At 68.9% G+C, this 16,372-nt stretch carries 19 protein-coding genes, 1 tRNA gene and 1 riboswitch; of the genes, 9 read left to right on the plus strand and 11 right to left on the minus strand.

The window, feature by feature from the left end:
• Window positions 1–61: 61 nt before the first annotated feature.
• Window positions 62–1,321 (plus strand): adenylate/guanylate cyclase domain-containing protein, encoded by a 1,260-nt coding sequence (locus OXS27_RS07325; protein WP_243917089.1) that lies wholly within the window; start codon window positions 62–64, stop codon window positions 1,319–1,321.
• A gap of 244 nt (window positions 1,322–1,565) precedes the next feature.
• Here OXS27_RS07325 and OXS27_RS07330 read toward each other — a convergent pair whose 3' ends face one another.
• Complete coding sequence (locus tag OXS27_RS07330) at window positions 1,566–2,738, minus strand: glycosyltransferase (RefSeq protein WP_267355351.1); 1,173 nt, start codon at window positions 2,736–2,738, stop codon at window positions 1,566–1,568.
• A 255-nt stretch (window positions 2,739–2,993) separates the two neighbouring features.
• Window positions 2,994–3,503 (minus strand): TIGR02281 family clan AA aspartic protease, encoded by a 510-nt coding sequence (locus OXS27_RS07335; protein WP_267355352.1) that lies wholly within the window; start codon window positions 3,501–3,503, stop codon window positions 2,994–2,996.
• A 215-nt stretch (window positions 3,504–3,718) separates the two neighbouring features.
• Window positions 3,719–3,847: riboswitch (TPP riboswitch) on the plus strand.
• Between the two features lie 97 nt (window positions 3,848–3,944).
• Between OXS27_RS07335 and thiO the strand changes: the two genes are divergently transcribed.
• The 4 genes from thiO to OXS27_RS07355 are packed head-to-tail and all read left to right on the plus strand — an operon-like array spanning window position 3,945 to window position 6,776.
• Window positions 3,945–5,135, plus strand: coding sequence for a glycine oxidase ThiO (gene thiO, locus OXS27_RS07340; RefSeq protein WP_267355504.1), 1,191 nt, complete (start codon window positions 3,945–3,947; stop codon window positions 5,133–5,135).
• Complete coding sequence (gene thiS / locus OXS27_RS07345; protein WP_243917080.1) at window positions 5,132–5,344, plus strand: sulfur carrier protein ThiS; 213 nt, start codon at window positions 5,132–5,134, stop codon at window positions 5,342–5,344. Before thiO ends, thiS begins: the two co-directional genes overlap by 4 nt.
• A 2-nt stretch (window positions 5,345–5,346) precedes the next feature.
• Window positions 5,347–6,150 (plus strand): thiazole synthase, encoded by an 804-nt coding sequence (locus OXS27_RS07350; RefSeq protein WP_243917078.1) that lies wholly within the window; start codon window positions 5,347–5,349, stop codon window positions 6,148–6,150.
• On the plus strand, window positions 6,147–6,776 hold the full coding sequence (locus OXS27_RS07355; protein WP_267355353.1) for a thiamine phosphate synthase: 630 nt from the start codon (window positions 6,147–6,149) through the stop codon (window positions 6,774–6,776). Before OXS27_RS07350 ends, OXS27_RS07355 begins: the two co-directional genes overlap by 4 nt.
• Before the next feature lie 14 nt (window positions 6,777–6,790).
• Here OXS27_RS07355 and OXS27_RS07360 read toward each other — a convergent pair whose 3' ends face one another.
• From OXS27_RS07360 to map, 6 genes are all read right to left on the minus strand, one after another.
• Window positions 6,791–7,540: a peptidase gene (locus OXS27_RS07360; RefSeq protein ID WP_243917074.1), complete on the minus strand. Its 750-nt coding sequence runs from the start codon at window positions 7,538–7,540 to the stop codon at window positions 6,791–6,793.
• Between the two features lie 41 nt (window positions 7,541–7,581).
• The gene (locus OXS27_RS07365) at window positions 7,582–8,409 is read right to left on the minus strand and encodes a transglutaminase family protein (protein ID WP_267355354.1); all 828 of its coding nucleotides are present in this window, start codon (window positions 8,407–8,409) and stop codon (window positions 7,582–7,584) included.
• A 21-nt stretch (window positions 8,410–8,430) separates the two neighbouring features.
• Window positions 8,431–9,378, minus strand: a complete 948-nt coding sequence (locus tag OXS27_RS07370; RefSeq protein ID WP_243917070.1) for an alpha-E domain-containing protein — start codon at window positions 9,376–9,378, stop codon at window positions 8,431–8,433.
• A gap of 65 nt (window positions 9,379–9,443) precedes the next feature.
• Window positions 9,444–10,883, minus strand: a complete 1,440-nt coding sequence (locus OXS27_RS07375) for a circularly permuted type 2 ATP-grasp protein (protein ID WP_243917068.1) — start codon at window positions 10,881–10,883, stop codon at window positions 9,444–9,446.
• 96 nt (window positions 10,884–10,979) lie between these two features.
• Entirely contained in the window at window positions 10,980–11,726 is a 747-nt protein-coding gene (gene radC / locus OXS27_RS07380) for a DNA repair protein RadC (RefSeq protein ID WP_267355355.1), read from the minus strand.
• 6 nt (window positions 11,727–11,732) lie between these two features.
• Window positions 11,733–12,560 carry a type I methionyl aminopeptidase gene (gene map, locus OXS27_RS07385; protein WP_243917064.1) on the minus strand — a complete coding sequence of 276 codons (828 nt, stop codon included), beginning with the start codon at window positions 12,558–12,560 and terminating at the stop codon, window positions 11,733–11,735.
• A gap of 199 nt (window positions 12,561–12,759) precedes the next feature.
• Here map and OXS27_RS07390 point away from each other — a divergent pair, with 199 nt between their 5' ends.
• From OXS27_RS07390 to OXS27_RS07405, 4 genes are all read left to right on the plus strand, one after another.
• Entirely contained in the window at window positions 12,760–13,017 is a 258-nt protein-coding gene (locus OXS27_RS07390; RefSeq protein ID WP_243917062.1) for a zinc-finger domain-containing protein, read from the plus strand.
• A gap of 13 nt (window positions 13,018–13,030) precedes the next feature.
• Window positions 13,031–14,224: an FAD-dependent monooxygenase gene (locus OXS27_RS07395; RefSeq protein WP_267355356.1), complete on the plus strand. Its 1,194-nt coding sequence runs from the start codon at window positions 13,031–13,033 to the stop codon at window positions 14,222–14,224.
• 34 nt (window positions 14,225–14,258) lie between these two features.
• A tRNA-Leu gene (locus tag OXS27_RS07400) sits at window positions 14,259–14,345 on the plus strand.
• 121 nt (window positions 14,346–14,466) lie between these two features.
• Window positions 14,467–14,715, plus strand: a complete 249-nt coding sequence (locus OXS27_RS07405) for a flagellar protein (protein ID WP_243917058.1) — start codon at window positions 14,467–14,469, stop codon at window positions 14,713–14,715.
• Here the strand turns inward: OXS27_RS07405 and OXS27_RS07410 are convergent.
• The 3 genes from OXS27_RS07410 to OXS27_RS07420 form a co-directional block, all read right to left on the minus strand.
• Window positions 14,705–15,403 carry a YoaK family protein gene (locus OXS27_RS07410; protein WP_267355357.1) on the minus strand — a complete coding sequence of 233 codons (699 nt, stop codon included), beginning with the start codon at window positions 15,401–15,403 and terminating at the stop codon, window positions 14,705–14,707. The genes OXS27_RS07405 and OXS27_RS07410 overlap by 11 nt on opposite strands.
• Window positions 15,404–15,592: 189 nt before the next feature.
• The gene (locus OXS27_RS07415) at window positions 15,593–15,979 is read right to left on the minus strand and encodes a hypothetical protein (protein WP_267355358.1); all 387 of its coding nucleotides are present in this window, start codon (window positions 15,977–15,979) and stop codon (window positions 15,593–15,595) included.
• 105 nt (window positions 15,980–16,084) lie between these two features.
• Window positions 16,085–16,318: a hypothetical protein gene (locus OXS27_RS07420; RefSeq protein WP_267355359.1), complete on the minus strand. Its 234-nt coding sequence runs from the start codon at window positions 16,316–16,318 to the stop codon at window positions 16,085–16,087.
• Window positions 16,319–16,372 lie beyond the last annotated feature (54 nt).

The raw sequence follows: 16,372 nt of genomic DNA on the forward strand, positions 1-16,372 counted from the left end.
GCGGCACGGGCCGCGGCGCCCGACCTTCGACCGCGCCGTGGCGCGGCATGACACTGGCGCCATGCTCGAACGCCGCCCGCCAAAGCCCGGTCTGCCGACGGCCTTCGCGGACGGCTCGGAGGCCGACGACGTGCCCTTCGGCGCACTCCAGCCCTCCGTCGGCATCCGCGACTGGCTGCTCGGCGAGGGTGCGCGGCTGGAGAAGGCCGAGGAGATGCTGGAAGGCCTCGCCGAGCGCCTGATCGCCATCGGCGTGCCGGTGGACCGGGCCTCCACGGCGATCGACACCCTGCACTCGGAATATGCCGGCGTCGGCCGGATCTGGACCCGGGACGGCGGCACCACGGTCCGGCTGTTCCCGCACGGCGCCCGCTCGACCGACGCCTATCTCAACAGCCCGTTCCACACGGTCCACGAGACCGGGGAGTGGTTGATCCTCGACCTCGCCGAGACGCCGGACGACGCCTTCGCGATCATCCCGGACCTGAAGGCCGGCGGCTACACGGCCTACGTCGTGGCGCCGCTGTTCTTCACCAACGGCACCAAGAACGGCATCACCTTCGCCACGCGGGCGCCGGAGGGGTTCGGCGACGACGACATCGCGATCCTGCGCTTCGTCATGCCGGCGCTGGCGGCCGTGATGGAGATGCGCGTCCTCAACAAGCAGCTCGATCACGTGCTGCGGCTCTACGTCGGCGACGAGCCCCACCGGGCGATCCTGGCTGGCGACATCCGCCGCGGGCAGGTGACACGAATCCGCTCGGCGATCCTGTTCGCCGACATGCGCGACTACACACGCACCTCCGCCGACATGACGCCCGAGGAGGTGGTGGGCCTGCTCAACGTGTTCTTCGACTGCCTCGTGCCGCCGATCGAGCGCGAGGGCGGCGAGGTGCTGAAGTACCTGGGCGACGGCCTGCTGGCGATTTTTCGCGAGACCGGCGACGATCTGGGCGGCGCCGCCAAGGGAGCGCTCACGGCGGCCCAGCACGCGCTCGCGGCCCTCGACGAGGCCAACGCCCTGCACCAGTTCCCGGTGCCGGTGGCGGCGGGCATCGCGCTCCACCACGGCGAGGCCGCCTACGGCAATGTCGGCTCCGGCTCCCGTCTCGACTTCACGGTGATCGGGCGGGACGTGAACCTCGCGAGCCGTCTGGCCCAGCTCAACCGGATCCTGGGCGAGCCGCTGCTGATGTCGAAGCCGTTCGTCGATTTCCTCTGGGGGGATCCGATCCCGCTGGGCGAGCACGCGCTCGACGGCTTCCGGGAGCCGATGGCGGTGTTCCGACCGAAATTCTTGCGGCCGCGCAAGCCAAGCTGAGCGCGCTGCCGACGGCGTCCGCGACCCCAGACAGCGCGCTGTGTCCGGGCGATACCGCCAATCCCTTCATCCTTAAGTGCTGCGCGGCAGCCTTGAAGGAGAGCGCCCGGGATCGCGAGGCCATCTCGGTCACTCTTTCGGGGCCCGCGCTCCGGCACTTTAGATGACAGGTGGATTGGACAGCAGCCCCGGAGGATTCTAGGTCTTGTTGACGATGTCGCCACGCGACCTCTCCCGCCGCGCTCTAAGCTCTCAATCTCTCCCATTCCGGTTCGAACACCGAACTATAGGGGGCTGGCTTTAGTCCCCAGACCGGATCGACCATCTTCTCCGTCACCTCCCGGGCCATCGTGCTGGCGCGGGCAAAGACGTCCTTTGGGACGTTGCTGCGCCCCAGAATTTTCAGGCAGGCATATCCGCATGCGCCGTATTGGGCGATGTGGTAGGCGTTGACAGCGAACTCATCGAGCAATCCGTACTCGTAGACCCACGGATTCAACGATATGCCCTCGCTCGGAAGTTCAAGCTTCAGGGCCGCCTCGGCGTAGCGATACCCCTCCGCAAACCGCTTGTTCTGCCTGCAATATCGGCTAGCCCCGTGGTTCGCTTCCGCCCGTGCCGGGATGACGCGCATGGCCCGCTCGTAGAGGCGCAGCACCGTGTCCGCTGGCTCCCCCACGCGCTCCGCGTTGATGGCAGCCATCAGCAGATTGAAATAGACTTCCTCGCTCCAGCCGCCCAGATCGACCCGCTTCAGAAAACAGTCGAGGGCGTTCCGGTATTCACCGGCCGCATCGTAGGTGGTTCCGAGATACATCGTGTACCGCGCGATCATGAAGGGATCCCTCTCGACCGCCAACGCGCCCTCGAGAACGGCGATATCGCGCGCGTCCGCCGTCGTGTCGCGATGGCGCGCGCCGTCCTCGCCCCGGCGCATCGCGAGGGGCAGGATCGGCATCTCGTCGACGTCGGGGCAGGCGAGGAATTCGTGCAGGACGCCCCGATAGCGCCAGTCCTTCCGGCTGCTGACGAGCTGGTTGCGCCAGTATCGCGTATGCGCGTCGATGATCTCGAACCGATAACCGGCCTCGGTCAGCTTCGGCATCGTGAAGCCGTCCGGGATGATCAGCGTGTCATCGGCGTCGATGATCAGCACGTAATCCCCGTGGCGCCGGGCGAGCTTCAGGGCCTCGTTCCGGTTCGTGGCGAAATCGACCCAGGGCCGCTCGACGAGGGCGCCCGGCATATCGGCCATCGCCGTGCGGATGATGTCCTGGGTCCCGTCCGTGGATCCGGTATCCACGATGATCCAGTGATCGATAATCGGCCGAACCGAATCCAGACACCGACGGATAACGTGGGCCTCATCCTTGACGATCATCGACAGACAGATCGTAGGCCCGGGTTTTTTCTTCATCGAACTGTCCCGCACGTCGATTTCGATGGTCAATCGCAATCACCAGCGCACATAACATGGCGCATCGGACGCGCAAAACGACCGAAGATCCACGATTAATAAATTGTTTATACTTATAGATCGGCAAAAAATGATTTTCTGAAGTCGATCATATAGACAGATACTGCGATAAAGCTCGTTTTTATCAGCCACATACCATGCACGTCTTCGCGCTGATGCGAGGCGGAAGGCAACGTGAGGACGCGTCCTGGTCGGTCAACCTCGGAGCGTCATCGTGCTGCCGGCAACGCTGAACTCACGCAGGCGCCCGAGGAACGACATCCCCAGCAGGCTGGTCGCGAGGAGCCCCCGCGGGATCACCACCGCCTCCACGTCCCGCACCGTGATCGATCCGATCTGCACCACCGCGATCCGGATCGGTGCGACCCGGACCCGACCGTTCGCCGTGTTCCAGACGCGGGTGAAATCCGCGGGGCCGACCCGGATCCCGATGCGTGCCGCATCCTCCTCGGAGAAGGCGCAGGCGCTCGCACCGGTATCCACCATCATCGGCAGCGTACGGCCGTCCAGCAGGGCCTGGACGAAGAAATGGCCGTTGCGGCCAGCCTGAAGCGCGACGCCCGACGTCACGGCGTCGTCGAGGGCCGGCCCCGTCTGGGACGCGACGAGCAGGGCGGCCGGCACGGGGCGGAGGCTCTCACGCAGCTTCTGCACGGCCGTGACACCCAGGAAGCCGAGTGTGCAGACGAGCAGGATTGTGCGCACGCGGGTCAGCCTGTGGATGGGGGTGCAGCCGTTGGGCGATGAGACCCCGGACCCATGAAGGGATCGTGCGCGGGACCTGACGCCGGCGCCGTGGGGTGCCGATTCCGCGCGGCGTGGTGTCCGGACCATGACCGGAACCCGGCTGTTTTCGCCGTAAGACCGGTCGTCGCCCCGGCGGCGGGGTTGACCGGCGGCAGGCGGGCAACCAGATCTATGCCTGTTCCAGGGAGATCCCCGGCAAGGGGCTGAGAAACCGCTGGCACGTCCGTCAGGACCTGCGGCGCGGAAATCCTTCGAACCTGATCCGGCTCATACCGGCGTAGGGATTGGACCGCGGCCGCCCGACAGGCAGGCCACAGCTTCGCACCGAAGCACCTGGCCCGATCTCCACGTTGGAATCTTGTGGAGAGACGCGTGTCCCTGGACCGCCCCCCGTCACCGATCGGACAACGCCGCGGCCCCTCGGGCGCACGCGAGCAGGTCCATCTTCCCGACGCCACCGACATCGCGATTGTCGGCGGCGGGCTGATCGGCCTGTCGATCGCGTGGCGGCTCGCCCGCGCCGGCCGTTCCGTGACCGTGCTGGAGCGCGAGACGATCGGCGCGGGCGCGAGCCTCGCGGCCACCGGGATGCTGGCGCCGGCCGCCGAACACGAGCCCGGCTCCGATCCGCTGCTGCCGCTCGCCCTGGACTCGCTCCGGCGCTGGCCGGCCTTCCGCGATGCCCTGGAGGCCGATGCGGGCCTGTCGATCGACTACCGGCCGGACGGCACGCTGGTCCTGGCGGTCGGCCGCGACGAGGTCGAGCGCCTGCGCTTCCGCTACGATCTCCAACGCCGCTCCGGGCTCGACGCGACGTGGCTGCCGGGCAGCGAGGTCCGGCGCCTGGAGCCCGGCCTGCGCCCTTCGATCACCGCCGGCGTTCACTGCCCGATGGACCATCAGGTCGATCCGTGCCGGGTGATGGCCGCTTTGGCGGAGGCCTGCCGTCGGGCCGGCGTCAGCCTGATCGAGCACGCCCCGGTGACCGCCCTCGACTGGTCGGGGGGCCGCGTCGCGGGCCTCCGCGTCGGCGAGCACGCCATCCGGTGCGGGACCGTGATCCTGGCCTCGGGCGCCTGGAGCGGGGAGGGTGGGCTGCTGCCGGAAACCCTGTCGCTGCCGGTGCGGCCCCTGAAGGGCCAGTCCCTGGCCCTGCGCACCACGCGCCGGACGGGCACGCTCGGCCGGATGGTCTGGACCGAGCAGGTCCACATGGCGCCGAAGAGCGACGGCCAGCTCATCGTCGGCGCCACCGTTGAGGATTGCGGCTTCCGCCCCGGCGTCACCGCGGGCGGCCTCTACGCGCTGCTCGAAGGCGCGCGCCGGGTCCTGCCGGGGATCGAGGAGATGGACGTCGAGGCCGTCTGGAGCGGCTACCGGCCGACCTCGGACGACGACGCGCCGATCATCGACACGCTGGCGCCCGGCCTTGTCGCCGCCACCGGCCATCATCGCAACGGCTATCTGCTGGCCCCCGTCACCGCCGATGCCGTGGCCGAACTGGTGACGGACGGCGCATTGCCCGAGGTGGCCCGTCCCTTCACCCGGGCGCGGTTCGCTCAGGCCGAGCCCTGGAGGGCCTCGGCATGAAGCTGTTCATCAACGGCGAGCCGCGCGAGCGCGACGCCGGGACCGTGGACGCCCTGTTTCGCCAGGAGGCGGAGGAAAGCGGCATCGAGAGCCCGCAGGGCGTCGCCATTGCGCTGAACGGCCGGGTGCTCCGCCGCCGGGACTGGGGCGAGACCCCGGTCGCCGAGGGCGACCGCGTCGAGATCGTCCGCGCCATGCAGGGAGGTTGACCATGGACCAGAGCGTCACGCCGCTGCGCCCCGATCCGGAGGCCGACAGCTTCACCATCGCCGGGGTGAGCTTGTCGTCCCGATTGTTCATCGGCACCGCCGGTTATCCCACACAGGCGATCATGCGCGACGCCGTCGCGGCGAGCGGAGCCGAGGTGGTGACCGCCTCGATCCGCCGGGTCTCGCTTCAGGGCCACGGCTCGGACACGGTGACGCTGCTGAAGGGCAGGCGCTTCCTGCCGAACACCGCCGGCTGCGAGACCGCCCGCGACGCGATCATGACCGCCGAACTCGCCCGTGAGGCGTTGGACACCAACTGGATCAAGGTCGAGGTGATCGGCGACCGTGAGACCCTGTACCCGGATGTCGTCGAGTTGATGGAGGCCTGCCGCCACCTCGTGGACGACGGCTTCGTGGTCCTGCCCTATTGCAACGACGACCCGATCGTCTGCCAGCGCCTGGAGGATCTCGGCTGCGCCGCCGTGATGCCGATGGGCTCGCTGATCGGCTCCGGGATGGGGGTGGCCAACCCGGCCAATCTCGAGCTGATCTGCCGCCGGGCCAAAGTGCCCGTGGTGGTCGATGCCGGGATCGGCACGGCGTCGGATGCGGTGATCGCCATGGAGCTCGGGGCGTCCGCCTGCCTGATCAACACCGCGGTCGCCAAGGCCGACGACCCGGTGCGCATGGCCCGTGCCATGGGCCGGGCCGTGGCGGCCGGGCGCGACGCGTACCTGGCCGGACGCATCCCGCGGCGCGGACGGGCCGAGCCGTCGAGCCCACAACTCGGCCTCGTCGGCTCGTGAGGAAGCTCCCGTCGCCGCTGCTGGCGGTGACGGACCGGCACGGCCACGCGCGGCCGCTCGCCGAGACCGTCCAGGCGATCCTGGACGGCAGCGGCCGCTGGATCTGGTTCCGCGACCGCGACCTGGAGCCCGAGGCCCGATTGCGGCTCGGTGAGGCCGTGGCCGAGCGTGTAAGGGCGGCGGGCGGGATCCTGACAGTCGGGGCCGATGTCGCTCTGGCCCGGGCGCTCGGCGCCGACGGAGTGCATCTCGGCGGCGGCTCGGATGCGGAGGCGATCGCCGCTGCACGGGACGCGCTGGGAACGGAGTCGCTGATCGGGGTATCGGCTCATGCGCTGCAGGAGGTTGTGCAGGCCGCGGCGGCCGGCGCCGATTACGTGACGCTCAGCCCGATCTTTCCGACTGCGAGCAAGCCGGGCTACGGACCGACCCTCGGCCCCGACGGGATCGCCGCCGCACGACGTGCGAGCCTCCCGGTCGTGGCACTCGGCGGTATCGGACCCGACTCGGTCGCTGTGTGTCGGGAGGCCGGAGCGGCGGCCGTCGCCATCATGGGCGGTTTGATGCGCGCCAGCGACCCAGCTGGAGCCGCGCGGACCTTGCTAACCGCTCTGCAGCCCGGCTGACGCGTTCCGCCTCGCTACTTCTCCGAAGGCCCATAGGGCGGCCGCGGGATCGCCCGGTGCGCGGCCCGGAGCGCCGCCGACCAGCGCTCGCGCAGATCGTGAAAATACCCCTCGCCGGCCTCGATCCGGTGGTTCACCTCCGGGTTGAGGGCGTTCCGGCGCGCCACCGCGATGTCGATCGGCAATCCCACCCCGAGATTCGAACGCATGGTTGAATCCATAGAGACGAGGCTCACCTTCAGGGCGTCGTACAGGTCGGTCCGGTAGGTCACCGCCCGGTCGAGAATCGGCTTGCCGTATTTGTGCTCGCCGATCTGGAGGAACGGCGCGTCCATGCTGCACTCGATGAAATTGCCGGCCGAGTAGATCAGGTACAGCCGCATCTCGCCGGTGCCGATCTGGCCGCCGAACAGGAGCGAGATCGAGAACCGGATATTGGCCGCCTCGAAGCCGTCCTTCTCGATCATGCGGACCCTACGGATCGCGCGCCCGATCAGCTGCGCCGCCTGGAACATCGTCGGCGCCTCGACGAGCCGCTGAGGCGGCTCATCGTCCTCGCCGGGAACCCCCTCCTGCAGCAGGCTCAGCACCGACTGGGTGATCGACAGGTTGCCGGCCGAGGCCAGCATCATCACCCGCTCGCCCGGGACGTTGAAGTGATGCAGCTTGCGATAGGTCGAAATATCGTCGAGCCCCGCATTGGTGCGGGTGTCGGCGACCATCACGAGCCCGTCCTCGACTAGGACACCGACGCAGTAGGTCATCGTCTTGGGCTCTCGTGCGGCCGGGGCCGGTGTCGCGGGAATCAGGATTGGATCGCGGCCCTGCCTTGCTCGACGTGAAGCTTCACGTCCAGTGTCTCGATGCCGCCGCCGGTGCGGCTGCCGCGGATCGGCGCGGCACCGAGATAGTCGAGTCCCGTGGCGACGCGGATGTAGCTGTCGGACGGGCTCATCCCGAAGCACGGATCAAACGCGACCCAGCCGAGATCCGGCACCAATGTCTCGGCCCAGCCGTGCGGTGCCTCAACCTCGGCCTCGCCATCGTCGCGGGCCCGGTAGCCGGCCACGTAGCGCGCCGGGATGCCGATATGCCGGGCCGCCGCGATGAAGACGTGCGTCAGATCCTGGCAGATGCCCCGACCCGCCGAGAAGGCCTTGCCGGCCGGGACGGCATTCGCGGCCGGACCCGGCTCAAACGCGACCGCTTCGGGGACAGCGTCCATCAGGCGGTGGAGCAAGGCCAGCGGCGACGCGTCCCCATCGGTCGCGACGCGCTCGGCGAATCCCTGCAGCTCGACGCTCGTCGCGCAGAGATCCGTATCGCGCAGGTAGAACGCATCCGGCAGGCGCTCGATCGTACCGCGCACGACCCCTTGCGTGTCCTCGGTATCGACCGCGCCGGTCACCTTGATGATCAGGGCGTCGGTCGGCTCGTCTGGGGTGAACCAATGGACGATGTTGCCGAACCCGTCCTCGCGGGCGGTCAGCCGCCCGTCGACCGTGGTGTCGATCCGCCAGTTCCGGACATACTGCCCGTCATGGTCCCTGGGCGTGAGGCGCAGGACCTGCACGAGCCCGCGGGCGGGCTGCTCGTAGGTGTAGATGGTCTCGTGGACCACGCGAATGCGCATGCGCCGTCCTGTCCGTCTCGGTCAGCCGACCAGATACTGCTTGGCGATGGCTTCGCCTACATTATTGTTCTCAGCGACGAAGGCCTCGACGAATTCGTGCAGGCCCGAGGCGAAGACCCGGTCGATATCCTCGCCTTCGAGCTTGGCCAGCATGTTGCCCGCGAGCCGCTGGCTCGGCCCCCGGCGGCCATAGGCGTCGGCGATCAGGTCGAGATACTCGACGATCACGCCGTAGCAGTTCGCGAAGGAACGCGGCATCTGCTTGTTGAGCATCAGCAGGTCCGCCACCAGAAGCGGCTTCACGCTCTCCCGATACACCCAGTGGTAGGCGTTGAAGGCCGAGACTTCGCGCAGGATCGTGGTCCACTGGAAATAGTCGAGGCTGCCGCCGACCGTCTCGTCCTGGGGTAGCAGGATCTTGTACTTCACGTCGAGGATGCGGGCGGTGTTGTCGGCGCGCTCGATGGCGGTGCCGAGCCGGGTGAACCAGAACCCGTCGTTGCGCAGCATCGTCCGGAAGGCCGAGCCGTCGAAGGTCAGCGACACCGTCTTCACCCAGTCGAGGAAGCGGCCGAACTCGTCGCGGTTGAGCTCCTTGCCGGAGTAGTTGCGCAGCTCCAGCCATGCGCCGTTGATCGCGTCCCACATCTCGGTGGTGAGCGCCGTGCGCACCGAACGGGCATTCTCGCGTGCCGCCTCGATGCAGGAGCGGATCGAGGATGGGTTGTGTGGGCTGAAGGCGAGAAAGTCGCAGACCGTATCGGCGTTCACCACGCTGTAATGCGCCTTGAACGCGTCCCTGTCGCCGGCCGAGGCCAGCGCGGAGTCCCATTCATTGGTACCGCCGCCGCCATAACTCGTCGGCAGCGAGGCGAATCGGTGCGCCGCATCGAGGATGCGGGCGACGAAATCGGCGCGCTCGACGTAGCGCGAGAGCCAGAAAAGATTGTCGGCGGTCCTGGAAAGCATCGGTCTTCAGCCAAGTCGTGCGGACCACGATGTCCGCGCCTCGGAACGTCCGGATGGCGTGGGGCTCAGGCGTCGAGCACCCAGGTATCCTTCGTGCCACCGCCCTGACTGGAATTGACCACCAGGGACCCTTCCTTCAGCGCCACGCGCGTCAGCCCCCCCGGCACGATGCGGATCTGATCGGCACCGCATAGCACGAACGGCCGTAGATCCACGTGTCGGGGCGCGACGCCCGAGGCCACGAAGGTCGGGCAGGTGGAGAGTGACAGGGTCGGCTGGGCGATGAAGCCGTCGGGCGCGTGCCTGAGCTTCTTGGCGAAATCGTCGATCTCGCGCTTGCTCGCGTGCGGCCCGACCAGCATGCCGTAGCCGCCCGAGCCGTTGACCTCCTTCACGACGAGTTCGGACAGGTTGTCCATCACGTACGCGAAGGCGTCCTTCTCGCGGCAGCGGTAGGTCGGCACGTTGTGCAGGATCGGCTCCTCGCCGGTGAAGAATTTCACGATCTCCGGCATGTAGCTGTAGACCGCCTTGTCGTCCGAGATGCCGGTCCCGACCGCGTTGGCCAAGGTGACCGTGCCCCGCTCGTAGGCGTTCATCAGGCCGGGTACGCCGAGCACGGAGTCCGGGCGGAAGACCAGGGGATCGAGGAAATCATCGTCGAGGCGGCGGTAGATCACGTCGACCTTCCGCGGGCCCTCGGTTGTGCGCATGTAGACCACGTCGTCCCGGGTGAAGAGGTCGGACGCCTCCACCAGCTCGACGCCGAGCTTGTCCGCCAGGAACGAGTGCTCGTAGAAGGCCGAATTGTAGCGGCCGGGGGTCAGCAGCACGACGGTGGGGTCCCGGGTGGCCGTGCCCGGCGCGAGGCTGCGCAGGGTGGCGAGCAAGGCATCGGGATAGTTCTCCACCGGGGCGACCCGGTGCTTGGAGAACAGGTCCGGGAACAGGCGCAGCATCACCTCCCGGTTCTCCAGCATGTAGGACACGCCGGACGGAATGCGGGCATTGTCCTCCAGCACGAAGAAGTCGTTCTCGCCGGTGCGCACGATGTCGATGCCGGCGATGTGGACGTAGAGGTCGTGCGGCACCCGGAACGAGCGCATCTCCATGCGGTAATGGGCGTTCCGATAGACGAGGTCGGCCGGAATGATGCCGGCCTTGATGCATTCCTGGGCACCGTAGATGTCCTTCAGGAACAGGTTGATGGCGGTCACCCGCTGCTTCAACCCGCGCTCGAGGAAGGACCATTCCGGCTTGGTGATCACCCGGGGGATGATGTCGAATGGGATCAGGCGTTCGGTCGATTCGTTATCGCCGTAGACTGCGAAGGTGATGCCGATCCGGCGGAACAGCAGCTCGGCCTGGCTGCGGCGGGTGTTGAAGTGTTCCGGCGGCGTCGCGTCGAGCCACGCCTTCAGCTGGCCGTAGGCGTCGCGGACGGCGGCCGGATCGGCGGTACCGGTGCCGAATCCGTTCATCTCGTCGAAGGCCGTCAACGCCATCCCACTCCTCCCTTATGCTCCTGCTCTTGAGGCAAGAGGCGCGCCATCCCGCCACGGCTATAGGCGTGCGCATCAACGCTCAAGGCGGCCGAAGGATCAGATCAGCTTCAAACCTTTCAAGCTGGCATGTCCGTTTCGCCCCAGGATGACGTGATCGTGCACGACGATCTTCAGCGGCGTTAGGACGGCGATGATCTCGCGGGTCATCGCCACATCGGCCGCCGATGGCGTCGGATCGCCGGACGGGTGGTTGTGGGCGAGGATGATGGCGGTGGCCGAGAGTTCCAGCGCCCGCCGGGCGACCTCGCGGGGATAGACCGGGGTGTGGTCGACGGTGCCGCGCCCCTGCACCTCGTCGGCGATGAGGTGGTTGCGCTTGTCGAGGAACAGGATCCGGAACTCCTCGCGCGGCGCGAACGCCATGGTGGCGCGCAGGTATTCATGCAGCGCGCTCCACGAGCCGAGCAGTTCGCGCTCGCGGATCGCACCCCGGGCGAGTCGCCGCCCGGCCGCCTCGATCACCTTGAGGTCGGACACCACGCCGGCGCTGACGCCGGGTACCTCCATCAGCCGCACCGGCTCGGCGCTCACCACTTCGGCGAAGCTGCCGAACCGGGCCACCAGGGCCTTGGCGAGCGGCTTCACGTCCCGCCGGGGGATCGCCCGGAACAGGACCAGCTCCAGAAGCTCGTAATCCGGCAGCGCATCGCTGCCCACCGCCGCGAACTTCTCCCGAAGCCGGTCGCGGTGGCCGTGATAGTGCGGTGCCTCCTTGCCCAGCGCGGCCGCTTCGGCGCTGTCGGCGAACAGCCCCGCCGCGGCGTCGTCCGGCAACGGCGCCATGGCCGGTCAGGCGGCGGGATTGATGGGCTGGTGCAGCCCCTTCGGCGAGATCGTGAAGATCTCCACGCCGGTCTCGGTGACCGCCACCGTGTGCTCGAACTGCGCCGAGAGCGACCGGTCGCGGGTGACGGCGGTCCAGCCGTCGCCCAGCACCTTCACGGCCGGACGGCCGAGGTTGATCATCGGCTCGACCGTGAAGAACTGGCCGGGCTTGAACGGCACGTCGTAGCTCGCCTCGAGGTAGTGCAGGATCGTCGGCGCGTCGTGGTAGGTGCGCCCCAGGCCGTGGCCGCAGAAGTCGCGCACCACCGAGCAGCGCTCGCTCTCCGCATAGGCCTGGATCGCCCGGCCGATATCGTTGGTGGAGCCGCCGGGCTTCACCGCCGCGACGCCGCGCATCAGGGCCTCGTAGGTGATCTCGCACAGGCGCTGCGCCTTGCGAGGCACCTCACCGACATAGGCCATCCGACTCGAATCGCCGTGCCAGCCATCGAGAATCAGGCAGATGTCGAGGTTGACGATGTCACCCTCGCGCAGCGGCTTGTCGTTGGGGATGCCGTGGCAGACCACGTGATTGATCGAGGTGCAGATCGACTTCGGATAGCCGCGATAGAGCAGCGAGGCCGGATAGGCGCCGTGGTCCATGGCGAAATCGTAGGCGAGCTTGTCGAGCGCCTCGGTGGTGACGCCGGGCTGGGTCGCCTCCATGAGCAGATCGAGGGCCTCGGCCGTGAGGCGTCCCGCGCGGCGCATGCCTTCGAAGCCCTCCGGGCCGTGGATCGGGGGCTCGGGGGCGCGGCGCGTCCCCTGCGCGGTGGCCTGTTCCTGCTGCATCTCAAGACTTTTCGCGGCGTCATCAATCGGGCGTGCGACGTATGTACGGTGCCCGGCGCGGCAGGCCAAGCGGCGCCCAGCGGACACTTGGGCGAGGCTTGCGCCGGCCGCGGGGCTGGCGGCATAAGCGACCGCGAGGCGCCCGGGCGCGCGCGGGCAGATTCGCCGCGCGATCGGTTGCGGGTCAGGCGAGGGCCGGATGGCAGGCAAGGCGGTACCCCACTTCCACAACGAGCCGGGCGTCCCGGTGATCGCCGTGGGGGTGAAGGAGTTCATGTGCATCGGCGCGCTGCCGCCGTTCGACCACCCGCACGTCTTCCTCGACATGGGCGCCGACACCGAGATCATCTGCCAGTACTGCTCGACGCTGTACCGCTATCGCGCGGGCCTGAAGCCGGACCAGGCGGATCCGCAGGCCTGCGTCTGGCAGGACGACGCCAAGGTCGCGGCGGAGTAGGCGCGCGGCTTCCGTGTCATCCGAGAATCGAGCCCTGCGGATCGGAATCGTCGGGGCCGGGATCGGCGGCCTGACGACGGCGCTGGCGCTGTCCGATGCCGGCCATGCCGTCACCGTGATCGAGCGCCGCACCGGCTTCAGCGAGGTCGGGGCGGGGATCCAGATCTCGCCCAACGCCAGCCGGGTGCTCGCCGGCCTCGGCCTGTCGCCGGCCTTGCATCGGGCGGCGAGCGAGCCCCCCGGCGTGACGGTGCGCGCCCTCGACAGCGGCCGCAGCCTCGGCGGCGTCGCCCTCGGCGCCGAGGCGCGCGCGCGCTTCGGCGCGCCCTATTACGTGATCCACCGGGCCGATCTGCAGACCCTGCTGCTCGATGCCCTACGCGGTCGGCCGGCGATCCGCCTGATGATGGGGCGCACCGCCACGGGCCTCACCGAGACGGAGGCCGAGATCCGGCTCACGGCCGAGAGCAGCGGCGGCACGCAGGAATTGGCCTTCGATCTGCTGGTCGGAGCCGACGGGCTGCGCTCGCGCCTGCGCGACCGGCTCGATCGGGCGCCGCTCCGTCCGGGCCATGCGGCAGCGTGGCGGGCCCTTGTCCCGATCGACGCGGTGCCGGGCCCCTTGCGCGGGCCGGCGACGGGCCTGTGGCTCGGCCGGAATCGGCACGTCGTGCATTATCCGGTGCGCGATGCCCAATATCTTAACGTTGTGGCGGTCGTGCCCGAGGCGGTGGGCGACGAAGGCTGGGGCCGGCTCGGAGAGCCCGCGGTGCTGCGAAAATTCTTCCGCGCCTGCGCCGAGCCGCTGCGCGAACTGCTCGCCGTGCCGGATTCCTGGCTGGTCTGGTCGCTGGCAGACCGGGCGGTGGCGCGCCCGATCGCCCGCGGCCGTTTCGCGTTGCTTGGTGACGCGGCGCATCCGGTCCTCCCCTATCTGGCGCAGGGGTCGGCGCTCGCGATCGAGGATGCCGCGGTGCTGACGCACGCGCTCGCCGCCCACCCGACCGTGCCGGCGGCGCTCGCCGCCTACGCGGCGGAGCGGTCGCCGCGGGTCCGACGCGTGCAGAAGGCGGCCTGCGCCAACGGCCGCACCTATCATGCGCGGGGCCTCGTGGCGCTCGCCCGCAACGCCGTGATGGGGCGGCTCGGCCCCGACGGCATGCGCGACCGCTACGCCTGGCTCTACGGCTGGACGCCCCCGGCTTGATCGCGGACGCGGGCGCCGCTACCGAGGGTCCGATGCGGACGTGGCGGAACCGGTAGACGCACGAGACTTAAAATCTTGCGGCCGCAAGGCCGTGCGGGTTCGAGTCCCGCCGTCCGCACCAGCATTCCCCCAGAACACAGCCTTAAGCATCTGCCGTGACATCGACGATCCCTCGCATTTGAGTGATCGTCTCAACACAACCGCAGCGCGAGTCCGGCACAATCATCCGCCGGAGGTACCGCATGATCGACGCCCTTCAGACCGCCTTCACTGGCATGGCCCGCGCCACCGACCGTCTCGGCAGCGCCGCCCAAACCATCGCATCCGCCGGAGCACCCGTCTCCGGAACGTCCCTGGAACCCGCCGCGCGGGTCGACCTGTCCGGCGCGGCGGTCGAGCTGCTCGGTGCCAAATCCGCCTTCGCGCTGAACGCGGCCGTGGCGCGGACCGCAAACCGGATGACCGGCCAGCTCCTCGACATCAACGCCTGAGCGCCGGCAGCGCCAGGGCGGCCAGAATCGCGGCTGCCGCGAACAGCAGCGCCACACCCACGGCGCGGTAGGCGATGACGCCCACCAGACCGCCCACGAGGAACGATCCGACGGTCAGCAGGTGGAGCTGCAGACGCGCCGGATCGTAGCGCTTCAGCGGGACGCGATCGGGCGCGCCGCGATCGAGCCAGCGCGCGAGCTCGATGCCGATATCGGTGATCATGCCGGTGACGTGCGTGGTGCGCACCCGCGCCTCGGAGATCTTGGTCACCGCGGCGTTCTGAAGGCCCATCGTGAAGCTCAGGCCGAGCACGAGGGCGTGGCCCCGGGTCGGCTCGCCGAGCGGCAGCGCCACGAGCCCGAGGACGACGAGGCAGAATGCTTCCGCGCAAACGCTGTACGCGTGGGAGCCCCGCACGGAGCTGCGGCGGCGGTGCCGGATCAGCAGCGTCGAAGTGGTCGAGCCCAGCACGAACAGCAGGACGAGCAGCAGCGCCTCGCCGGCCAGGGCGAAGTCGCCGGTGCCCGTCCGGTCGGAGATCGCCGAGACGTTCCCGGTCATGTTCGAGGCGTAGAGGCCGACCGCGTAGAACCCCGCCGTGTTCAGCGCGCCGGCCACCGCGGCGAGCGACAGGCCGAGCTTCCGATCGGCTTCGGGGGTGCGCGTTGCGCCTTCGTGGACCAGCATCGAATCGTCTTACTGCGCGGGCGCTGAACCGACGGTTCACGCCCGACGCGTCGGCCGAGCGCGCTTGAGAGCGGTTTCCGACCATGGTGCAATCGGGAACCGCCCCAAGCCTTTGTCGGCACGCACGCCCTGTCGCCATGTGGGCGCGCCGAGGGCTTTCAGGCGGCGCCCCGGGTGCCAGCCATCGGCTTACCAGCCGTCATAGGCGCGATGGCCGTAGCCGCGGTATCCGCCGTCCCAGTCCTGGTGCCAGTGACGGTCGTATCCGACCGGCACGCGCTCGTAGGTGACGGTCCTGCGGGTGGCGTAGACCGGGGCGTCCTCCTCGTAGACGCGGTAGGCCGGCGCCGGGCGCACCACCACGGGTGCCGGCGCGTAGCCGTACCCATAGCCGCCGTCATACCCGTAGGCGGGGGCCGCATGGGCCTGGGTCGCGGCGCCGATCAGGGCGCCGGCCGCAAGGCCGCCGATGATGCCGGCCGCGATGGCGCCGCCGCCGCGCGCCTCCGCAGCCGAGGAGGCCAGGGTGCCCACGCCGATCAGCGCGGCGGCCGAAAGCAAAGCGAAGCGTTTCATGACCTGTCTCCGAGTGAAGCGGGCGGTTCGAACCGTCCCGGATCATGGAGCAGACGATGCCACGGCCGCGCTGCATCGGGCCTGAACTGCGTTTGCAGCAACGGTTCAGCTTGCCGGATTACGCGCCGGGTCCGGCGCCTCCCGGACATAGCCCCTGGAGATCAGGCGGCTGCGCTCCCGGGTGCGCCGCTCGGCCTCCATGAGATCGGACAACGCATCGGCGATCGCGCAGCGCAGCGCGATCCCGGCATCGCCACCCGCGAAGCCGAGATAGGCGCTGCTGATCGCCTCGACGGGACAGGCGTGATCGTCGCACACGGCATTGGCTGCAATCCGCATCGTGTTCTCCTCCTCGCGCTGGGAACGGAAAGAGAACAAGCCATAAAGGTTAAC

Source organism: Methylobacterium sp. GC_Met_3 (assembly GCF_026540775.1).
Classification (GTDB): domain Bacteria; phylum Pseudomonadota; class Alphaproteobacteria; order Rhizobiales; family Beijerinckiaceae; genus Methylobacterium.

Bases quoted from the DNA above. Each gene is read 5' to 3' on its own strand.
- thiS (WP_243917080.1), top strand. From the start codon at position 5,132: ATGAAGCTGTTCATCAACGGCGAGCCGCGCGAGCGCGACGCCGGGACC.
- OXS27_RS07330 (WP_267355351.1), bottom strand. From the start codon at position 2,738: ATGAAGAAAAAACCCGGGCCTACGATCTGTCTGTCGATGATCGTCAAG.
- OXS27_RS07375 (WP_243917068.1), bottom strand. From the start codon at position 10,883: ATGGCGTTGACGGCCTTCGACGAGATGAACGGATTCGGCACCGGTACC.
- OXS27_RS07410 (WP_267355357.1), bottom strand. From the start codon at position 15,403: ATGCTGGTCCACGAAGGCGCAACGCGCACCCCCGAAGCCGATCGGAAG.
- radC (WP_267355355.1), bottom strand. From the start codon at position 11,726: ATGGCGCCGTTGCCGGACGACGCCGCGGCGGGGCTGTTCGCCGACAGC.
- OXS27_RS07360 (WP_243917074.1), bottom strand. From the start codon at position 7,540: ATGACCTACTGCGTCGGTGTCCTAGTCGAGGACGGGCTCGTGATGGTC.
- OXS27_RS07325 (WP_243917089.1), top strand. From the start codon at position 62: ATGCTCGAACGCCGCCCGCCAAAGCCCGGTCTGCCGACGGCCTTCGCG.
- OXS27_RS07415 (WP_267355358.1), bottom strand. From the start codon at position 15,979: ATGAAACGCTTCGCTTTGCTTTCGGCCGCCGCGCTGATCGGCGTGGGC.
- OXS27_RS07350 (WP_243917078.1), top strand. From the start codon at position 5,347: ATGGACCAGAGCGTCACGCCGCTGCGCCCCGATCCGGAGGCCGACAGC.
- OXS27_RS07390 (WP_243917062.1), top strand. From the start codon at position 12,760: ATGGCAGGCAAGGCGGTACCCCACTTCCACAACGAGCCGGGCGTCCCG.
- OXS27_RS07405 (WP_243917058.1), top strand. From the start codon at position 14,467: ATGATCGACGCCCTTCAGACCGCCTTCACTGGCATGGCCCGCGCCACC.
- OXS27_RS07370 (WP_243917070.1), bottom strand. From the start codon at position 9,378: ATGCTTTCCAGGACCGCCGACAATCTTTTCTGGCTCTCGCGCTACGTC.
- map (WP_243917064.1), bottom strand. From the start codon at position 12,560: ATGCAGCAGGAACAGGCCACCGCGCAGGGGACGCGCCGCGCCCCCGAG.
- OXS27_RS07365 (WP_267355354.1), bottom strand. From the start codon at position 8,409: ATGCGCATTCGCGTGGTCCACGAGACCATCTACACCTACGAGCAGCCC.
- OXS27_RS07420 (WP_267355359.1), bottom strand. From the start codon at position 16,318: ATGCGGATTGCAGCCAATGCCGTGTGCGACGATCACGCCTGTCCCGTC.